This window comes from bacterium SCSIO 12741, from assembly GCA_024398055.1.
Taxonomy (GTDB): domain Bacteria; phylum Bacteroidota; class Bacteroidia; order Flavobacteriales_G; family Salibacteraceae; genus SCSIO-12741.
In genome coordinates, this window is record CP073749.1 from 1029478 (window position 1) to 1048644 (window position 19167).

The 19167-nt window shown below is 42.8% G+C and carries 17 protein-coding genes; 9 read left to right on the top strand and 8 right to left on the bottom strand.

The features are described from left to right. Positions 1 to 5: 5 nt before the first annotated feature. From KFE98_04355 to KFE98_04380, 6 genes are all read right to left on the bottom strand, one after another. Complete coding sequence (locus tag KFE98_04355; GenBank protein UTW63398.1) at positions 6 to 1226, bottom strand: ABC transporter permease; 1221 nt, start codon at positions 1224 to 1226, stop codon at positions 6 to 8. A gap of 1 nt (position 1227) precedes the next feature. After that, the gene (locus tag KFE98_04360) at positions 1228 to 2451 is read right to left on the bottom strand and encodes an ABC transporter permease (GenBank protein UTW63399.1); all 1224 of its coding nucleotides are present in this window, start codon (positions 2449 to 2451) and stop codon (positions 1228 to 1230) included. Continuing rightward, on the bottom strand, positions 2448 to 3674 hold the full coding sequence (locus KFE98_04365) for an ABC transporter permease (protein UTW63400.1): 1227 nt from the start codon (positions 3672 to 3674) through the stop codon (positions 2448 to 2450). The genes KFE98_04360 and KFE98_04365 overlap by 4 nt, the downstream gene beginning before the upstream one ends. Continuing rightward, positions 3674 to 4426, bottom strand: a complete 753-nt coding sequence (locus KFE98_04370) for an outer membrane lipoprotein-sorting protein (GenBank protein ID UTW63401.1) — start codon at positions 4424 to 4426, stop codon at positions 3674 to 3676. Before KFE98_04370 ends, KFE98_04365 begins: the two co-directional genes overlap by 1 nt. A gap of 66 nt (positions 4427 to 4492) precedes the next feature. Beyond that, the gene (locus KFE98_04375; GenBank protein UTW63402.1) at positions 4493 to 5062 is read right to left on the bottom strand and encodes a TetR/AcrR family transcriptional regulator; all 570 of its coding nucleotides are present in this window, start codon (positions 5060 to 5062) and stop codon (positions 4493 to 4495) included. A gap of 92 nt (positions 5063 to 5154) precedes the next feature. Further along, complete coding sequence (locus tag KFE98_04380) at positions 5155 to 6180, bottom strand: N(4)-(beta-N-acetylglucosaminyl)-L-asparaginase (protein ID UTW63403.1); 1026 nt, start codon at positions 6178 to 6180, stop codon at positions 5155 to 5157. Positions 6181 to 6284: 104 nt separating this feature from the next. Here KFE98_04380 and KFE98_04385 point away from each other — a divergent pair, with 104 nt between their 5' ends. From KFE98_04385 to KFE98_04395, 3 genes are all read left to right on the top strand, one after another. Then, entirely contained in the window at positions 6285 to 7136 is an 852-nt protein-coding gene (locus KFE98_04385; protein UTW63404.1) for a methyltransferase domain-containing protein, read from the top strand. Positions 7137 to 7321: 185 nt separating this feature from the next. After that, entirely contained in the window at positions 7322 to 8065 is a 744-nt protein-coding gene (locus KFE98_04390; GenBank protein UTW63405.1) for a glycosyltransferase family 2 protein, read from the top strand. A gap of 243 nt (positions 8066 to 8308) precedes the next feature. Then, a complete protein-coding gene (locus KFE98_04395; protein ID UTW63406.1) occupies positions 8309 to 10198 on the top strand; it encodes a glycosyltransferase family 39 protein in 1890 nt (629 codons plus the stop codon). Positions 10199 to 10227: 29 nt separating this feature from the next. Here KFE98_04395 and KFE98_04400 read toward each other — a convergent pair whose 3' ends face one another. Together KFE98_04400 and KFE98_04405 are read right to left on the bottom strand one after the other, a co-directional pair. Continuing rightward, entirely contained in the window at positions 10228 to 12069 is a 1842-nt protein-coding gene (locus KFE98_04400) for a glycosyltransferase family 39 protein (protein UTW63407.1), read from the bottom strand. Between the two features lie 3 nt (positions 12070 to 12072). After that, entirely contained in the window at positions 12073 to 12990 is a 918-nt protein-coding gene (locus KFE98_04405) for a glycosyltransferase (protein UTW63408.1), read from the bottom strand. 356 nt (positions 12991 to 13346) lie between these two features. Between KFE98_04405 and KFE98_04410 the strand changes: the two genes are divergently transcribed. The 6 genes from KFE98_04410 to KFE98_04435 are packed head-to-tail and all read left to right on the top strand — an operon-like array spanning position 13347 to position 19167. Further along, on the top strand, positions 13347 to 14249 hold the full coding sequence (locus tag KFE98_04410) for a hypothetical protein (protein UTW63409.1): 903 nt from the start codon (positions 13347 to 13349) through the stop codon (positions 14247 to 14249). Positions 14250 to 14258: 9 nt separating this feature from the next. Next, complete coding sequence (locus tag KFE98_04415) at positions 14259 to 14741, top strand: hypothetical protein (protein ID UTW63410.1); 483 nt, start codon at positions 14259 to 14261, stop codon at positions 14739 to 14741. Next, positions 14648 to 15757: an oligosaccharide flippase family protein gene (locus KFE98_04420; GenBank protein UTW64638.1), complete on the top strand. Its 1110-nt coding sequence runs from the start codon at positions 14648 to 14650 to the stop codon at positions 15755 to 15757. Before KFE98_04415 ends, KFE98_04420 begins: the two co-directional genes overlap by 94 nt. After that, the gene (locus KFE98_04425) at positions 15754 to 16983 is read left to right on the top strand and encodes a hypothetical protein (protein UTW63411.1); all 1230 of its coding nucleotides are present in this window, start codon (positions 15754 to 15756) and stop codon (positions 16981 to 16983) included. Before KFE98_04420 ends, KFE98_04425 begins: the two co-directional genes overlap by 4 nt. After that, positions 16980 to 18071 (top strand): glycosyltransferase family 4 protein, encoded by a 1092-nt coding sequence (locus tag KFE98_04430; protein ID UTW63412.1) that lies wholly within the window; start codon positions 16980 to 16982, stop codon positions 18069 to 18071. Before KFE98_04425 ends, KFE98_04430 begins: the two co-directional genes overlap by 4 nt. Continuing rightward, entirely contained in the window at positions 18064 to 19167 is a 1104-nt protein-coding gene (locus KFE98_04435) for a DUF1972 domain-containing protein (GenBank protein ID UTW63413.1), read from the top strand. The genes KFE98_04430 and KFE98_04435 overlap by 8 nt, the downstream gene beginning before the upstream one ends.

Genomic DNA, 19167 nt, shown 5'->3' on the forward strand with positions numbered 1-19167 from the left:
GTTAATCACATTTCCCGTATGGCGGTAGCGGGGTTTAATTTAATGGCTCTACGCGCTGGAAACCAAGCGGCAATGATGGCGGTGATGCTCACCATAATGGTTATCTGGAAGTAGAACACGAACTCCACCTCGGGATAAATAATGGGAGAAAAACCTAAGTCTTCCATAGCTCCCATATAAGCGGTAAGGTCAATTCCTGAATTCCCTAAATATCCAATTACGACTATGGAAATTAAGCAACCGGCTATTCCCCCAACCAAGGACAAGAACATGGTCTCCAGGATAATCATTCCAGCTACCCTGGGCTTACTCATTCCAATGGACCTCAACATCCCGATTTCGTGCGTACGCTCCATAATGACCATGAGCATAGTATTGATAATACCAAAAATGAGGGCGATTAGAATGATGGCCAATAAGATGAAGTTGAACTGGTCGATGAAGCCAGAATACATTTTTACGCTGGGCTGCAGTTCTCCCCAATCTCTTACTTCGGCATTGGGGTAATCTTCCGTTACCTGCTTGTGAAACTCCTCAAGAATTCGGTCATCCTGAAGCATTACCGCTATTTCATGAGCACCATCTTCCGGGAAATTGAGCAATGGCCTTAAATCTTCTTTTTTGACGAAAATTGATGATCCATCAAACAATCCATTTCCCGTCTTATAAATACCAACAACCCGAAACAGCCCCCGTGATACATTCCCGGTTCTATCTGGCAGATCGAGTACAATCTTAGACTTGAGGCGAACCTTTAACTCTTCAGCTTGCTTTTGGCTGATTAATATGGGGGCGGTTCTGCTCTTGCCTTCAAAATAGGTACCGGTATCAACTTCGGCCCACAGCCTGGTAGTTTGCTTTTCTTGATCAGGATCAACGCCCATAATTCGAACGCCCAAGGCTTTGTTGGCCGTAGACGCCATTCCATTGGAAACGATTCGAGAAGTGACACTTTGCACCCCGCTTCGGCTCTTCAGATCGGCCACTATTTGGGATGAATTTTCAAGGTACAAGCCGAGATCTTCGTTCAGTGGAAAATCCTTGGCGCAAAGCTGCAAATGAGACGTTTCTAAACGAATATTCCGATCGATTTGCTGGTTGACCATTCCGGTCATAAAGGCAGCGAAAAATATAGCAGCGAATATTCCAATGGCAATAGCCAAAATGACCACGGCACTTCTGGATTTATTTCTCCACACATTTCTCCAGGCGATTTTTAGTAGCATATTACCTCCCTCTAAGTGCGTTTACGATATTTAAATTTAAGATCAGGCTCAACGGTGCTATAAGCGAGACTGTGCTCAAAAGAAACACAACCAAGGCCTGATCGATCAGATAACCCAACTCCATCGACATCCTCATAACGGGCTCCACGTTGTATTCGGAAAACATTTCGGCTGTTTCGCCGGAAAACTCAATGGGATTATACCAGAAATAGGCATTTATGGGCAATGAAATCAGTACCCCAACGATGACCGAAATAAGGGCCAACCAAAGCGTTTCAATGGCCACCAGCTGAACAATATGCCTGCGTTGCATACCCATGGAATTCATAACTGAGAACTCCCTTCTACGTTCTGCCGCCATCATAAGTAGCGTTCCAAAAATTCCAAAGCCAATGACGAGGTAGAGAACCCCAATCATAATGAGCCCCGAAACGCTATCCAACTCGATACTTTGAAGTAAATTCTCGTTTAGTTTTTTCCAGGTCAAGGCGGTAATTGGAGAACCTTCAAATTCGGTCAAAAGTTCTTTTTGAAGCTCTTCTGACTCCTCCTTGTTATTCAGAATTAGGCTCAGGGAAGAGAGCATACCGTAGGCACCGTATAAATCCTGAGCTTGTTCCAGATTAAGAAATACAGGACCTCCCCCCTGCCCTGAATAATTGAAATCATAAATCCCTTTGATCGGATATTTACCAACAGCCGTCACCCCATGATAGCCCTGACCAAACAGAACCATACTATCACCCAAAGCTACTTGCAGAAATCGAGCTAAATCTTCGGAAATTAGAAGTCCGTCTTCACCCGGTTCTAAATATTCTCCCTGGGTCAGCTTATCTTGAATAGCCAGAGCATCAACCTCAAGTTCGGGCTTCATACCTACCACAGGCACGCCCTTGGTGTGGGACTCGAAAGACGCCAAGGCAAAATTTTCGAACCGCGGAAATTGATTTTGAATAGCTGGATTTACCGCAGTTAACTTTTGAAGTTCTGGCGTGTAGTCGAAAATGTGCTCTATACTGGCATCATCAAAAAAGTCTTTGTGCTGAATTTGGACATGTCCACTTGAAGTACGCAGCGTACCTTCAATCATGGAATCATAGGTACCGAGCTGAAATCCGCGCATCACCACGGCGATAACCACGGCAAAGGCAATGCTCGATATCGTGATCAAAGTTCGGCGACGGTTGCGCCATAAGTTTCTCCAGGCCAATCTTGCAAGTATCATCTTCCTCTTAGTGCATTAACAAAATTGAGCCGATGAACGCTGATAATGGGAACCACGGCCAGAAGGACGCAAATACAAAAGATGATCATCAGCTGGTTAAAGATAAAAACGGGCTCTGTGGAGAATATGAACGTTGGCTCAATGTTATACTGGCGATACATGGCGGCCATATCACCGGTTAACTCGATAGGATTCGCATTGAGGTAAAACAAGACCGGAAGGCTTATCCCCAATCCACTCAACACGCCTATAATTCCAAGTAAAACGCTTTCAATAAAAACCACGATGGCGAGCTTACTGCGCTTCATTCCGATGGAGATCATCACTGAAAATTCCCTGCGCCGTTCCAGGGTCATCATAAACAAGGTTCCGAAAATGCCAAAACCTACGATCAGGTAAAGAACGCCAATCATAATTCCCGTTGAAACATTTTTTGTGCCTTGTGATTGGACATATTCCGGGTTAAGTTCCTTCCAATTTTTGGCAATAGCTTGGGTTGAATCTAGCTGCTGGTTCAATTGGCTTTGGACCGGGATCATGTATTCAGGACTCTCCACCATGAGGGACACATGGGTCAATCGGCCTTCTGCTCCGAAAAGGTGTTGGGCATCTTCCAGGTGGATGAACAACATGGAGGTATTCATCAACGGAACATTAAAATCTACAATTCCCTGCACCCAGTACTTTCCTGCAGCAGTGATTCCATGGTAGCCCTGACCGAACAGTACCAGCGTATCACCAATCGAAAGCTTGAGGTATTTCGCCAAGTCCACCGCCACCATCGTTCCTTGATTAGCTTCAGAAAAGTAAGTCCCCTCCACCACCTTGGTGTGCATGCCCGACAGCTGCTTTTCCATTTCAGGAAGTGTTCCAATGACCGCGGTTCCTTTGGTGATATTACCCGTTGAAACCAAGGCAAAATAATCAAGCTTAGGAGCCATCGCTTCCACCCCAGGAGTGGATTGAACCAGGGATTTAAAATCCTCATCCCAGGCCATGGAATTATCAATGTTCTTATCGTCCCAATAAGCTGGATGCTGGAGTTGAACATAACCCGTAGTGTTACGAATCATTTGATCATCGATGCGATCGTACATCCCTTTGACCACCGATTTCATCATGAGGCCAAAAAACAGGGCGAAACAAATGCTCGACACCGTAATCAACGTTCGTCGCCGATTACGCCACAAGTTGCGCCAAGCCAATATGAAGTAGGTTTTCACTACCGCACCTTTTTCATGTTCTGCTGAGAGAAGAAGCCTTCTTGAATATCAATTCCAAATTCCTGCCACTTCACCACAATTATGGTCTTCTGATTCTTTTTATCTGCTGGAACCAATTCCATGCGTGCAGGTAATTTTCGATCTCCCATCTGGCGAATGTCCGATCCAATCATGGTATTGACCAGTTCCATGTCTTCGTCGTAATTCTCCTGCTTCATCGTGTAGAACTCATCTTTGGCAATCCACATGATTAGCTTCCCCCAAACTACGGCGGCATCTTCCTTTGGAATCAATTCCACCTTGTAGCAATCATAACCACCGATGTTTTCTTCACCGAGAAGTTTGTGGGTATAATCTTCCACCTTAGAGTTCATCCGAACCAGATCATCGTTGGTAAAATCAGAGCCCATCCAGCTTTGCCCCATCATGGAGCTTGGAATTTTGATCATTCGCGAAACGGTAGGCATCCAGTTCCACATTTCTGTTTGTCGCTTTAGAAAAACTTGCCCTTTATCGCGAGCAGGCCCGGTGATGTAAATCATGGAGTATTCCGTTCCCAAACTCCAGGATTTCATAGTAATCGTTCGGTTCCAGGAAGGGCGTTGAATGGTCATTTCCATTTCACTTTTCGCCGAATTGCCAAGGGTCAATTGATTGGCTTTGTCTACAATATCTCGTGCTGAAAGTTCTTGTGCTACAAGTGGCTGTCCAATACCCAAAAGGAGTGAAAGGAAAATCATCAAAGATTTCATGGTAAGGATTTTATTTATCAAATGTAAAGCAGATTTTTTTAACTGACCAGTGGTCCGGTTAAAAAATCAATACCGCTTCATTAATTCTGCAATAACCTGATCCAAAGGATATTCCTCTCCCAATAGAAGAAATTTGAAGATTGCCCCATCCAGCACCGCATCAAAATACATAAGCTCCATTTCAGGATCTTCAAAGTTCATCTGGCGAAACAAATCAATGTAGTCCACCAGCATCACTTCCTTCATCTTCTCAAGATAAGGAATCACAGCCGGGTGGTTATGAATTTGTTGTATGACAGCCGTAAAAAGTCGATGCACTTCAGGGTTTTCTTTGACCATACGAATGATGTTCTTAACCCTTTCATGAAGGATTTGGGCAGCTCCATGGGTTACTGGAATCTGATTAATTCCATCAATCATCTGCTCCACATAATTCTGAATAATGGCCAGAAGGATGTCTTCTTTGGTCTTAAAGTGGTGGTAAACCGTACCTTTCGCTATGCCGCAGGCATCGGCAATTCGGTTGATGGAGGTATGCTTAAATCCGTAATCCGCAAATAGCTTCATGCTTTGCTCCAAAATTCGACTTCGGGTGGCGAGTCTTATCTCCTCAAAAGCTTCCTTGGATCTTGGCATGAGACAAAGTTAATTTTGAATTCTGAATTTTGAATTCCGAGCCCTATCAACCTTCAGGATTCAGAATTCAATATTCAATATTCATCGTGCTCTCACTTCTTTTTTAACGCTGAAGGCGACTTGGTATGGATCTTTTCTTCATCGTAGAAAACATTGTAGGCAAACCCGTCTTGAATCGAATAGGCGCCATATTGGCCTTGCTTGTTGAGCGCCAAAAAGCCCACCTGAAAGTCCTTATGGTCGGGCTGTTTTTTGATGATTCTTTGAATGGCCTCTTCACAAGCTTCTTGGGGACTTTTCCCTTGTCGCATCAATTCCACAATCAAATGGGTTCCTGCAATTTTGATCACAGCCTCCCCTTTTCCTGTGGCCGTAGCCGCTCCTACTTCATTATCTACAAATAGACCGGCCCCAATAATAGGTGAATCTCCAACGCGGCCGTGCATCTTCCAGGCCAGTCCGCTTGTGGTACAAGCTCCAGACAAGTCTCCGTTTTCATCCAAAGCCAACATTCCGATGGTATCGTGGTTTTCGATATTGATTACCGGCTCATAATTCTTTTCCTTTTTCCACTCTTCCCATCGATTTTTAGAATGTTCGGTAGACAAATCCATCTTTTCAAATCCTTGATCCAGCGCAAATTGCAAAGCACCATCTCCCACCAACATAATGTGGGGCGTTTCTTCCATCACCTTACGGGCTACAGATATAGGATTTTTGATGTGCTGCAAATAGGCAACCGATCCACAATTCCCCAATTCATCCATGATACAGGAATCGAGGGTCACAAACCCATCTCGATCAGGGTACCCGCCATATCCGACCGTAGCCACATTGGGGTCATCCTCCGGCACTCGAACTCCCTGCTCCACCGCATCCAAGGCTCGACCACCCTCAGTGAGTATTTCCCAGGCCTTTTCGTTGGCCGGAAAGCCAAATTTCCAGGTCGAGATAACCACTGGCTTTCTAACCTGGAGAGGTGTTGCAGCCATGGCATTTTGACCTTCGGGCACATTTTCCGCTGCACAACTCTGTACAGCCAAGGTCGTTCCCATAGTCGCCAGGGCCGGCCCACCCAAAGCAACCTTTTTGATAAAATCTCTTCTTTGCTCGTCCATTCCGGTTAATTCTTGGCCTAAAAATTAGTCCAAATAAATGAAAATGAGCCTATTCCATGTATTCGGCATGGTAAAACACAAATTTGCCTAACCTTGCGTTCAGGATGAATCCGGCTCAAAACATATCGGACTACTACAACCAAACGCTGGTGCACTACAAGCGACATTGGAAGCTCCGTCAACAGCAAGCCATTCATTATGGAATCTGGTATCCTGACACCCGAAGTTTTGCTGAGTCCTTGCAAAACTCCAATCGAAAGGTGGCCGAGTTACTGGACCCTCGCCCAGAACATCGTTTGCTGGACGCCGGATGCGGCGTAGGGGGAACCGCCCGATTTTTGGCCAAGCATTTTCATTGCCAGGTAACCGGAATTGCCCTGGGAAGCAAGTTGATCGAATTTGCGAACAACCTCCCAGAAACCCAGGAACTCGGCAATCGAGTAATTCTGGAAGAACGGAACTACCTTGCTACAGGATATCCGGATTATAGTTTTGATGGAGTTTATGCCGTAGAAAGTATGTGCCACAGTGATCATAAGAAAGATTTCTTGGCAGAGGCCTACCGTCTGTTAAAACCAGGTGGAAAGTTGATCGTTATCGATTACTTCCTTCCCAATCGAGATTTAACGACCAAAGAAGCATCTCCCATTAACAAATGGCTGGGCTTTTGGGCCATACCCAATTTGGTGCGTAAGGATGAATTCGAAAAGCTGTGCTACGACGTGGGATTCGAAAACGTGATCATGAAAGATTACACTCCGCACATACTGCGCTCAGCCAAGCGAATGTACCATGGAGCCATCCTGGGGGCAATCCCTTCAGAGTTGTACAACCTGTTTCATCCATCAGCGAGTAGATTTGCCCGCAAGCATTACCAATCCGGCTACTGGCAATACAAAACCTTGCGCCAGGGATTATGGAATTATCAGGTGGTGAAAATTCACAAGCCAAAATAGACTTAGCACTCTGGTAATCGGATACTTACCAAGAAGCCAAAACAATTCACGAACAGCATAAATAATGTTGTTTTTAATGCTAACTTCGCGGCGTTTTTGGCAACCCTTACCATTAGAACCAAAACGAAAAAATCAATTGAAAGAATAAAGTTTTGTTACTCAGCATTCGCTAAAGTTTTAACAATATGACTCAAGAACCATCACAAAATCATTTTCAAAAGCTTTCGATCATTATACCAGCTTACAACGAAGCTGCTACCATCCACTTAATTTTGAATAAAGTGGGGGAGGTAAAAATTGTTGAAGGAATCGAAAAAGAAATCATCATTGTGGACGATTGTTCAAAAGATGGTACCTATGAAACCCTTCAGGCTTACAAAAATGATCATCCGGAAATGAATATTCGCACCTTGCGTCATGAGGTGAATAAGGGTAAGGGTGCTGCACTCCATACTGGAATTGAGCACGCCACTGGAGAATACCTAATTATTCAGGATGCTGACCTTGAATACGACCCAGAAGAATATAACGACCTACTTAAACCAGTGTTAAATGGAAATGCAGACGTGGTTTATGGTTCTCGATTTCAGGGAGCAAACCCTCACCGCATTCTGTTCTTTTGGCACACCATCGGAAATAAATTTCTCACCTTCCTTTCCAACATGTTCACGAACTTGAACCTAACGGATATGGAAACCTGCTACAAATTGTTTGATACCAAAATCCTTCAGTCCATCAAATTGAATGAAAATCGATTTGGGTTTGAACCTGAGGTGACTGCTAAGATTTCGAGAATTCCTAAAATCCGGATTTACGAAGTTGGAATTTCTTATTACGGTCGAACTTATGAGGAAGGAAAGAAAATTGGATGGAAAGATGGATTCAGAGCTATCTACTGCATACTGAAGTACAATCTTTTTAGCCGTTAACAGGCCTTGAGATTTTGCCGCCGAAATAAAGATTTAATCAAAAGTCAAACGGCGGCATTTCATTCCCTTCATACACCAAAAGATGCACCACCTAAGGCCCTATCGGGGTATTATTTGGTTCTTATCTTTGGATGGCGATCAAAGCAAAACGAATGTTTGGAGAAAGACGTCCCTCCATTCAGATAATCGCATTCTATTAAAAACTGATTTTAAAAGAATCATCCAAGAATCAGTAAGGATAAAATGAAAAGTCAAAAAGAGGAAAACCAACCTAAGGATGCAAGTCCAAAACTCATCCACTCTTTGTTGTTTTATGCTATTCTGGCCATTGGCCTCGGATCCCGACTATACCATTACTTAATGGGTAGGAGCCTTTGGGAGGATGAGGCTCATTTGGCCTTAAATCTATTGGATCGATCATTTTGGGAATTAACCGAACCGCTTGACCACCTTCAAATCGCCCCGGTGCTGTTTATGCTGGCTACCAAAATCATGACATCCATTTTTGGTTATGGCGAAATGGCTTTGAGAAGTGTCCCCTTTATGTCATCCGTTCTCACCTTCCCACTTTTCTATTTCATAAGCTTAAAAATCACCGGTAACAGACGAATTAGCTTACTCGCCTTCTTTCTGTTTGCTGTTTGCCTAACTCCGGGCTACTTCGCTTCTGAATTGAAACCTTATGCCGTTGATTTAGCCGCCTACCTGGCTTTGGTCTATATCACGATTAGTGACCATCGCTTAGTTGCCAAATACCGAAACCTATGGCTTCTAATCGCCGGTTCCATCGCCCTGTTTATGTCCTTTACGTCAGTTATCATTCTGATTTGCATCGGAGCATATACCTTGACTCAGTGGATAAGGGACAAAAAGATAGATAAAAAGCAGTTCGCTGTTTTCGCCTCATGGGTTGCCGTTCTCCTATTCAATTATTTGTTCTTTATCGCAAATAATCCGCATCGAAAAAGTTCGGAGATGATGAATTTTTGGGACTCAGCCTTCATGCCGATTAATCCTTTTAGTGCTGAATTTCTGTCCTTTATTCAAATCCAATACAAGCAAGTCTTTTTCGACCTCCTTCTTAATATCTCTCCACTATATGGCTTTTATTGGGTCATTATAGCCTTTATCGTAGGGTTTGTCGGGTACGCTATTAAGAGTAAAAACAGAGCTATTTATGGCCTGGTTGTTCTTCCGATTGTAATCCACTTAATCCTCTCTTCCTTTCACATCTATCCATTTTACCGAAGGCTAATTCTGGATCTTATCCCTCCCTTTATCTTGATTGTAGCTATTGGTTGCTATCAATGGGCAAATATTCTGGGCAAACGAATTCATATCTCCTTATTCTGGATTGTTGTTTTGATTTCAGCCTACCAATTCAGCATCAAGTCCTACCATGAATTTCCACAGTGGTATCGAGAGTTTAAACCTTCCATGGAATACGTCAATAATTTACCTGACAGCGTATCTCTATTTGTCACCACTCCTATAAATACGGTTAGATATTACGAAAAAACCGGGCAGTTAAAACCCAAAACAATCATTCCGTTGAATTGGAACCTTACCTTTCAAGAAGTAGAAAGTCGAACATTGGGCCTGCCCAACAACTCTGTTTTACTTTATAATTTGGATCAACTGGCCAATTCTGAGGAGATCCATTCCAAGCTGGAATACAGCCGCCGAATAATGGATCAATTTTCTTTTAAGAACTATGGCGTTACCGTCATAAAATCCGAAAGCGAAAATCAAATTAGACTTAACCACACCTCTTTCCATGAGTATAATGTCATTTCCATTGATGAGGAAAAATTGGTTGCGATTTGGGATGGCTTTGTCGAGACGAAAGCCTTAAAAATTGAACCTGGGCATTATAAATGCACGGTGGCCTGCAAAGGCACTTCGCTTGGAAATGTATTCTCTGAAGTAGCGGTAAAGTTGAACAACAGCCAAGTACAATCCATTACCTGCACATCGGATTTTAAGTTATTCGAAAAGAATATTGAGATAACGGACTCGGTTAGTGTCTTCCAGTTTGAACTACTTAATGATAGTTCCGATCAAGTTACCCATGAAGACAGAAATGTCTTTATAAACTCCATGAGTTTGCAAAAAATCGAATTGGAAAATTGAATCTCAGATAAAGCGAATTGGGAAACTGGTTACCTCCTAAAAATAACCCGTTCAACAAAAGCGTTTTTATCGCCTTCCCCTTCTGAGTAAAAGTCATTATCCATCTCCAGGGTCAAGGTTACATCCGCTGCTTGCTCTGGATTGTATTCAAACTCAAACGAATAATCAGCCATCTGCTCCTTGACGAAAAAATCTCCTACTTGTTTTCCATCCACCTTGAGAATAAGGTGTGGAAACTCACCCTGAGCAGGCGTACCATTGGCATAAACAACAATGGTGTATTTGCCTTTTTCAAGCGAGAATGGAAGACTTTCTATATCACTGTTATCCCAAATAGCCCGAACTCCATTATCACTGAGGACTGAACCTTTACCTTCCACGAAGCCCTTGTCGTGAGTTATTTCCAAGTACATAAACTCCGATTTCAAGACAAAAAGCTCCAAAGAGCCTAAGAAGAATTCCTGTTGTTTAGCAACTGCATATTGATCCAATAACCTTGTCCTTACGTCGGCTGGAATTTCTTCATCACCATGGGCTCTAAAAACCCAGAATCCCTTCAATTCGGAAGACTCCAGAATCCGGTTTATCTGATCCACTTTACCACCGCTCAATACTTCAGATTGAATGTTGTACAACTTCATGAAGTATTGATTCTGAAATTCTGTGCGTTCGTTGATCATTGGGTAATTCTCCTCGTTGTTCTCAGCCAGGTAGGCATTCATTTCTCTAAACTGAGTTTTGCTTGGAGCTGTGTAATAATGCTTGACCAACAACAGATCGCTAAAAGAGAACATCACCACAAGAATCACTAAAACGGCCTGAATCACACGCTGTTTCAAGGCAATTACTCCGTAGCCTAAGAAGGCAATAATAACTGGGAGCACAATAATGGTATACCGTGGGAAAAGCATAGGAACCACCATCAAGGATCTCCAATATGGAATCATAAACGAAACTACGATCCAGACCAAGCCTACCACCAGTAATAGGTTAGCCGGTTCATTTTTCAATGGTTCGTTACTGCTTTTTTGATTCTTGATCACGACATGCACCACATAGGAAATGAGCAACACCAACAAGGGAAGCAGCAGTAATTTGGAGTCACCGAAATAATTCAGGAAATAGGTTTGGAAAAAATCGTCTGATGGAGGGGCAATCCAAAAGGATTCAATCTTTGACATGGACAGCAAAAATGGCAGCCACGGCAAGTAACCTGCGGCAATGGCTCCACCTGCAACACAAAGATGAATAAACAGATTCTTCCGGGATTCCTTGGGTTCGTCCAGTAGGAAAATCACAGCAATAACAGCCTGTGCAACGGCCACAAACAAACTAAAGTAATGGCTATACAAAAGGCCCAAAGCGGTTAAGGCGTAGTAGATCGCATTTTTTCGATTTGGTGATTTGATTAACCGAATAAGGTATAACATGGACCAAGCCGCAAAAAGCAAGGCAAAAATGTAACCTCGGGCTTCTTGGGAATAAAAGATGGCATAGTAGTTAATAGCAGTAAACAGGGCCATAATCAAACCCAGGCGATCGCTTTTCAATTCACGACCGAGACGAAACATCACATATACCGTCAATATCCCGGCAATGGCAGAAACGGCTCGTGCTACCAATGCTGTGTGCCCAAAAATTTGAAAGGAAAGCCTTTCAGCTACAAAGTGCAGCGGAGGATGCTGATCGCAACAGTTTAAATGGTGAAACAAAACCGACCAGGGTTCGGAGGGATCAGCTTCAACCATGGTATGTAACTCATCCAACCACAGGCTTTGAAAATCGATATGAAAGAACCTTAAAAAAGTAGCAAGGGCAATGATGAACAGCAATGCCCATTGCGTCTTAATTACATTCAGAATTTGCGCCATGATTTACTTGTTGCGGATAAACTCCTTGTAGTTAACAAGGCTTTTGTTGTTTTGTTGATGGATCAGGTTAAGCAAGAGTAATCCTATGATAAAGAATCCAATGCAAAGGGTGGCTAAGGTTAGCAATCCCAAGGCCAAGGTACTAAACCATCCAAGGATGGCCGTATGGGCCACAAATTTTTGATAAATGATATTGCCCAGGACAACCACAAATATGACCATGATAAAGGCAAACATCTTCAAAAACAACATCAGAAGATCTTCCCCAAATTCAATCATGGATTTAAAAGCATGCATCAACAAACCCTTATAACCCAATTTGGATTTCCCATCAATTCTTTTGCTCCGGTTATAAATCACTTCACCTTTTGAAGCCTTTTGCTTAAGCAAGTAGGCCGGCAAGTGAATGAAAGAGGTATGCTTAATGCGCTCCATAATATTTCGCTGAATCAAGCAGTAGTTACCAAACTTGATGGTTTGGTTGGTGATCAACTTAAAAATCAACTTGTAGATGATGTACGAAAAGCGGAAAACAAAACCTTCCGATCTTTTACCTCGACCTACTACCACAATTTCCTTATCCTTTTGCGCAAGCAAAAGTGGAATTGCCCCCGGATCATCCTCTCCATCAGAATCCATGATAATGGAAGATGTACAATTTAGGTCGTGGGCATGAAGCAGGCCATTATAGATTGCCCCTTGGTGGCCCATATTAAAGGTAAGCCGAATGGGACTGTAGCTAACATTAGCTGCTTTGAACTTGTAGTTTGACAAAAGTTCAAAAGAATTATCCTGGGAACAGTCGTCTACGATAACCACGATAAATTCCTCATTCTGCTGACTTAAAACAGACTCCAAACGCTCGAGGAAGGTGGTAATGGTTAGCTGTTCATTAAAGCACGGTGCTACGACGGCTATCATATTGGTCATCAATTTGGCTGCAAATGTAGCACTAATTAAACCATAATCTCACTCTTTTTTTGAATCGAAAAAGCAGGACTACGGGTCACTAAAACAAGTTGAATGAGGCATTCAGCCATGAAAAATCCAATGGTCGATCACCATCCAATATCTCATCTTAGCCTCTCCCTAAAAATGCATCCAAATCCTTTCCTCGATTTTACCATCCATTCATCCTGAATTCGAATCCAAGTTGCACCGAACCCCACTATTTACCGCTAAAATCGTAACAATAGGACAGGAAGAAAAACTAACGAAGGTTAAGAAACGAATGATTACTTTTGCCGCCAAATAAAGAGCCATTCTTTCACCCTACCATGAGTATCAATATGGAAAACGAAAATAGAAATACGCCCAAGGATCAGGAAGTAGATTTTGAGCCGCTAATTGCCTGGTTTCTAAATCGCGCCAACGCTATTAGCCGATTTTTTAAGCTCCTGACTGACAGCGCCATAAATGAATGGCGATTGATTTCTGTCTTCTCTGTAATTGGATTGATCCTTGGAGCTATCCTTTACTTTTCGGTTGATAAGATTTACCAGACCAGAGCTTTGATCCGTATCTCTGATATTTCGAACCACACTTGTTTTAATGCGGTCCAAATGATGAACGAGTTGATCGATGATGAGTCCTACCAAAGTTTGGCTACCCTTTTAAATTTGGAAGAAGATAAGGTGGAAGATTTGTATTCCATCACCTACTTGGACATGCTCGGAGAAGAAGTTGAGGTGGGTGACACTGTTCAGGAAGGCCAGGATTTCTTCGTGGTTTTGGAAGCCTATAACAACACCGATATGAGCTTATTCGAAACCAGTATTCTTAATTATTTGAACGACCTACCACTGGCTTCAGAGGATTTCAACAAAAGAAAACAGATCATCATCTCCAAACTTGACAACCTAAACTCTCAACTTTCTCAAATGGATAGCTTGAAGAAAGTGGTCGAAAAGAGTCTCGAAATTCAAGGTAAAGGCTCTGGTTTGATCTATGGAGAACCGATTAACCCGGTTACCGTTCACCAGGAAGCTCGGGCTTTGCATTCCGAAAAAATTGGTTTGGAACAAGAACTTAGAGTGATGAAACCGGTTAAACTGGTCATTCCATTTGTAACGAACGAAAAACCCGTATTCCCAAGACTTAGACACGTAGCCGGCATTGCGGCAATAATGCTTCTTCTCGGTTGGATCATTGCTTGTAGAAGGACCTTAAGGGCAGCATAACTTAGCGCGATGTTGAGAAATGTGATTCAAAACGGATCTTTTCAAAATGCGTTTTGGAGCGTTTTAGAGGTTATCATTTATCCTCTGGTTCTGCTTTTGGCCACCCCCTTTTTTATCGAAAAGCTGGGAGTCGAAATGTATGGCCTTTGGATGCTGATCAACGGTTCCTTAGCGTTTCTCGACATATTGGGGTTTGGCGTAAATGAAACCCTGATTAAATTCATTTCGGCCTACGTTGTTAAAGACCAACACCAAAAAATCATTGACCTGGTAGCCACCCTATTTCCGATTTTACTTTTATCGGTTATTGTCGGTATTTCGGCTGGCGTATTGTTCTATGTGGTCAAACCTGGTGTTTCCTTTTTGGATGTGCCTATTGAGCTCTACGACTTGTTTGCATTTGTAATTCCCATTGCCTTCGTAGGACTTACCCTAAAAATGGTGGAACAATTCTTTCTGAGTTTTTTAAGGGGTATGGAAGGTATGATTTAGCCTCCCGATTTTCACTAACCACTAAACTACTGATCATTTTCTCCAACGTCATCGTCCTGTTTATGGGCTATGGCCTTACGGAGTTGTTTCTGGCCATCATAATTATCGTATTTGTCATGTTGATCGTTGAGGCCATAGCGCTCAATCAAATGTTTGCCACCTTCAAGCTTAGGGTTCGATTCAACATGCAGCTCTACAAGAGTACCGTTCAATTTGGCGGGTGGAGTTGGCTGCAAGTGGTTTTCACAACCATGGTTATGCAGCTGGATAAGTTTGTGATTGCCCTTTTTGTAGGTTTAGAGACCCTAACTTACTACTCCATTGGCTTACTCATCTTCAAACAGCTGCAACAGGTTTTCCTCGCAGCCAGCAACTGGCTCTTACCTAAAGTTTCGGCCAAATCGGTGATGAAGGAAAACTTGCAAAGACTTTATTCCTTGGCGAAGCGGGCCTACTTTATCATGATTGTGATGACGATGTTAGGCATTTTTACGGTGCGCAACTTTGCATTCAAGCTTTGGCTTGGAGAAGAAACCTTTAGCCAGAGTATTGATTTCATTATGGCTTTTGTATTCATGGCTTCTCTTATGGCCCTCACCTACATACCGTCAGTATTTATGATTGGAAATGGAAGCGTAAAACAAAACACCATTTTAGATGTAGGCCTCAAAGTGGTTTTTATTCCTACCCTGATCGCTGGATATCAATTGGGTGGCAGTATTGGAATTGTTTATGGATACATTTCCATTTTACTTCTTTACGTACCCATTCAATCCATCATTGCTCGAAAAAAGTTGTTTCAGACCGAAGTAAAAATCGCTCCTCAAGACATCTTCTTCGTCCTACCCATGTTGGCGTTTATTCCACTTTTGTTTTTGGGAAATGAGCTACTTTATTCGCTCATCTTCTTTGCTTTGACTGTGGTTACAGCACTTTGGGTAGTAGTGGCCTATTCGAATAAACCGATTGCTTACCAGGTAGAAGAATTAAAGTCATTATTAAAACGCAAATCTTGATAGCAAAAGAGCGAAATATTGACTTCTTCTTTGGAATAGCAATTATCTATTTCTTCTTCAACAATTTCTTGATTCCTCAAGGATTGCTGTATCTCTTCTTTCTTACTCCATTCTTCTATTATTGGATGATTAAGAAGGGTGTTAAGAATGTGCTTGGTTATTTCTTCATCGTTCTCCTCCCCTATTTTGTAGTGCATCTCAGTGTGGGGGTAGACCTGTTTTATTATTTCAAATCGGTCGTTCTCTACCTGCTCACCTATATCATAGTCTATACCTTTTATGTCTATCTCAAGGAAAACACAGGCAAGCTGGAAAGGGTGTACGGGAAAATTGTCCTGCTAAACTTTGCCATGACCATTGTGGCGGTAATTGCCTTTTTTACTCCGCTTAAAGAGTTCTTTTGGTATTCGAAAAACCTAACGCACAACATCACCAATATTAGCCGATTGATGATGTTGACCTATGAACCCTCCTACTATTCCACCTTACTCGTACCTATCGTCTTGTATTATTTTCTCGGCTTCTTTGTCAAGCGATACACCCCAAGACAGGTCGCCTTTCTTTTGATATTCATCGGTATTCCGCTCCTTATTTCATTTTCCTTAGGTGTGTTGAGTTCTTTGACTTTTGCCATGGTGGTCACCTTCTTGTTCTTTTTTAAGACGCTCATGAAATCAAGGAAGGTACTGTACACCGTTACTGGGTCCACTGCTTTAGTCTTATTTGCGTTTATAACCTTGCTGGTCGTTTATCCCGACAATCCGCTGTTCTTAAGGATTGAAGACATATTTGCTGGAGAGGACACCAGCGGAAAGGGACGCACCTTTGAAGCCTGGAAACTTTCCTTCCAAATGATTGAACTGAAGAGTTATTGGTTTGGCTGTGGATTGGGGCAAATGAAGGTAGTGGGAGAAGAAGTAGTTCGTGTTTACTACAAGTATCAGATTGATGATATTCCCATTATTCGTATCCCTTCTGTAACGGGTGAAACCATCTCAGTTTTTGGAATTACAGGCATTGTTGCGCGTTTTGTTCTGGAGTTTTACTTCTTCTTCAAAACCAAGGTATACCGCAACTACTACCGCTTTTCACTATTCGCTTACATTTTCCTCTACCAATTCACTGGTAGTTATTTAACCAACATCGCCGAATACGTAATTTGGGTCATTGCCTTTGTTCCCGGATTCCACGATTTCGACAAAAAACAAAAAACAGTCAGCACATGAAAGTGGCTCTAATAGCACGTAGCACCTTATACTCGGGAAAAGGAGGAGATACGGTTCAGATCGTAAAAACCGCTGAATACCTGAGAAAGTTGGGCGTTGAGGCTGATATCATTTTGAGCGGTGAGCCTGTCGACTATTCGAATTATGACTTGCTGCATTTCTTCAATATCATTCGCCCCGATGATATAATCAGCCACGTTCGAAAATCGAATCTTCCTTTCGTCATCTCCACCATTTATGTGGACTACAGTGTACTGGACATGAAGATTAGAGGTGTTTTGTTCAGAACCCTCTACTCCGTGTTGGGAAGGGATCGTGTTGAATACCTAAAAGCTGTAGCAAGATGGATTAAAAGTGGGGAAGCCATTACCAGCAAAGATTACCTGCTACGAGGGCATCGAAATTGTATTCGATACTTAATCCAAAAGGCCAATCTGATGCTGCCCAACTCTCAAAGTGAGATCAATAGACTCATGAAGGATTACAATTGCAGCGGACCGTTTAAAGTGATTCCTAATGCAGTGGATGCAGCCATTTTTGATGGTAGCAATACCCAGTCTGGGAAGGAAAGAAAAGGCGTTATTTCCGTCGGTCGTTTTGAGTATCGGAAAAATCAGCTCAACCTGATTAGGGCCTTAAAAAACACAGATCACACTTTAACTCTGGTTGGAGATCCGAGCCCAAACCAAATTTCCTATTACGAGCAATGTATGGAGGAGGCCAAGGAATTGGGTGATCGCTTTAAGCTATTCAGCTTCATGGAACATGATAAACTGGTAGAACTATTTTCCGAACAGCGGGTACATGTATTGGCCTCCTGGTTTGAAACTACCGGATTAGTTAGTTTGGAAGCGGCCATGCAAGGTTGCGAAATCGTAATCACCAATCGTGGTGATACGGAAGAATACTTTGGGAAGTACGCATTTTATTGCGACCCAGAAAGTCCTGATTCCATCCGGGAGGCAGTAGAATCTTCCTTCAAAGAATCTCGATTGGGTGATTTCCAGGATCACATTCGCGCCAATTATACCTGGGAAAGAACGGCGGAAAAAACATTACAAGCATACAAGGAGGTTTTGGGTGAATAGAAAACCAAAAGTGGCCATTATCGGCACACGAGGAATTCCCAACCACTACGGTGGCTTTGAGCAACTGGCTGAGTTTTTATCAGTGGGGTTGGTTGAAAAGGGATATGAAGTAACGGTGTACAATTCGTCTCAGCATCCCTACCAGGAGGCTACCTGGAATGGGGTGAACATTATCAGTTGCAAGGACCCGGAATACCTACCTTCTACTTTTGGCCAATTTGCCTATGATCTCAATTGTATAAACGATAGTCGCAAACGCGATTTTGATGTCATTTTGCAGCTGGGGTATACGAGTAGTACGGTTTGGTATTGGCGTTTTCCAAAATCAGCTCAAATCGTGACCAACATGGATGGGCTTGAATGGAAAAGAAGCAAATACAATTGGCCCGTCCAACAATTTCTGAAAGTGGCCGAATGGCTGGGAGCAGTCACGAGTGACCTACTCATTGCCGACTCCATTGGTATTCAGGATTACCTCAAAAAGAAATACAACAAACCCTCTGAGTACATTCCCTACGGGGCCCATCTATTCAATACTCCGGATGAAGAGGTGCTCAGTCGATTTGACTTGAAGCCCTTTGGCTATGATCTACTCATTGCACGGATGGAGCCAGAAAATCATGTAGAAGTCGTGATTCAAGGGAGAGTAGAAGCCTCGTCAGAACGTCCCTTGATCCTGATTGGAAACTGGAAGGGCACTGCTTTTGGTCAACGCCTTAAGAAACAATATGACCACCCCTCTGTCCGTTTTCTCGGAGGACTTTACGACTTGGAAGCACTCAATCATTTAAGACATTATAGCCACCTCTATTTTCACGGACACTCCGTTGGTGGTACTAATCCTTCTTTGCTGGAGGCGATGGCTTCCAATTGCTTGATTGTAGCGCACAACAACATATTTAACCGAGCCATATTGAATGAGGACGCCCATTTTTTCAAAACAGCGGGAGAAGTGAAGGAACTTATAGAAACCGTCTCCAAAACGTCTGTAGACATTCCTCAAATTCAGGCAAATCGGGAAAAAATAACAAACCGCTTTTCGTGGGAAAGGATCATAGATGAATACGAAGCTGCCATCTTAAAAAGCCTATCTTAG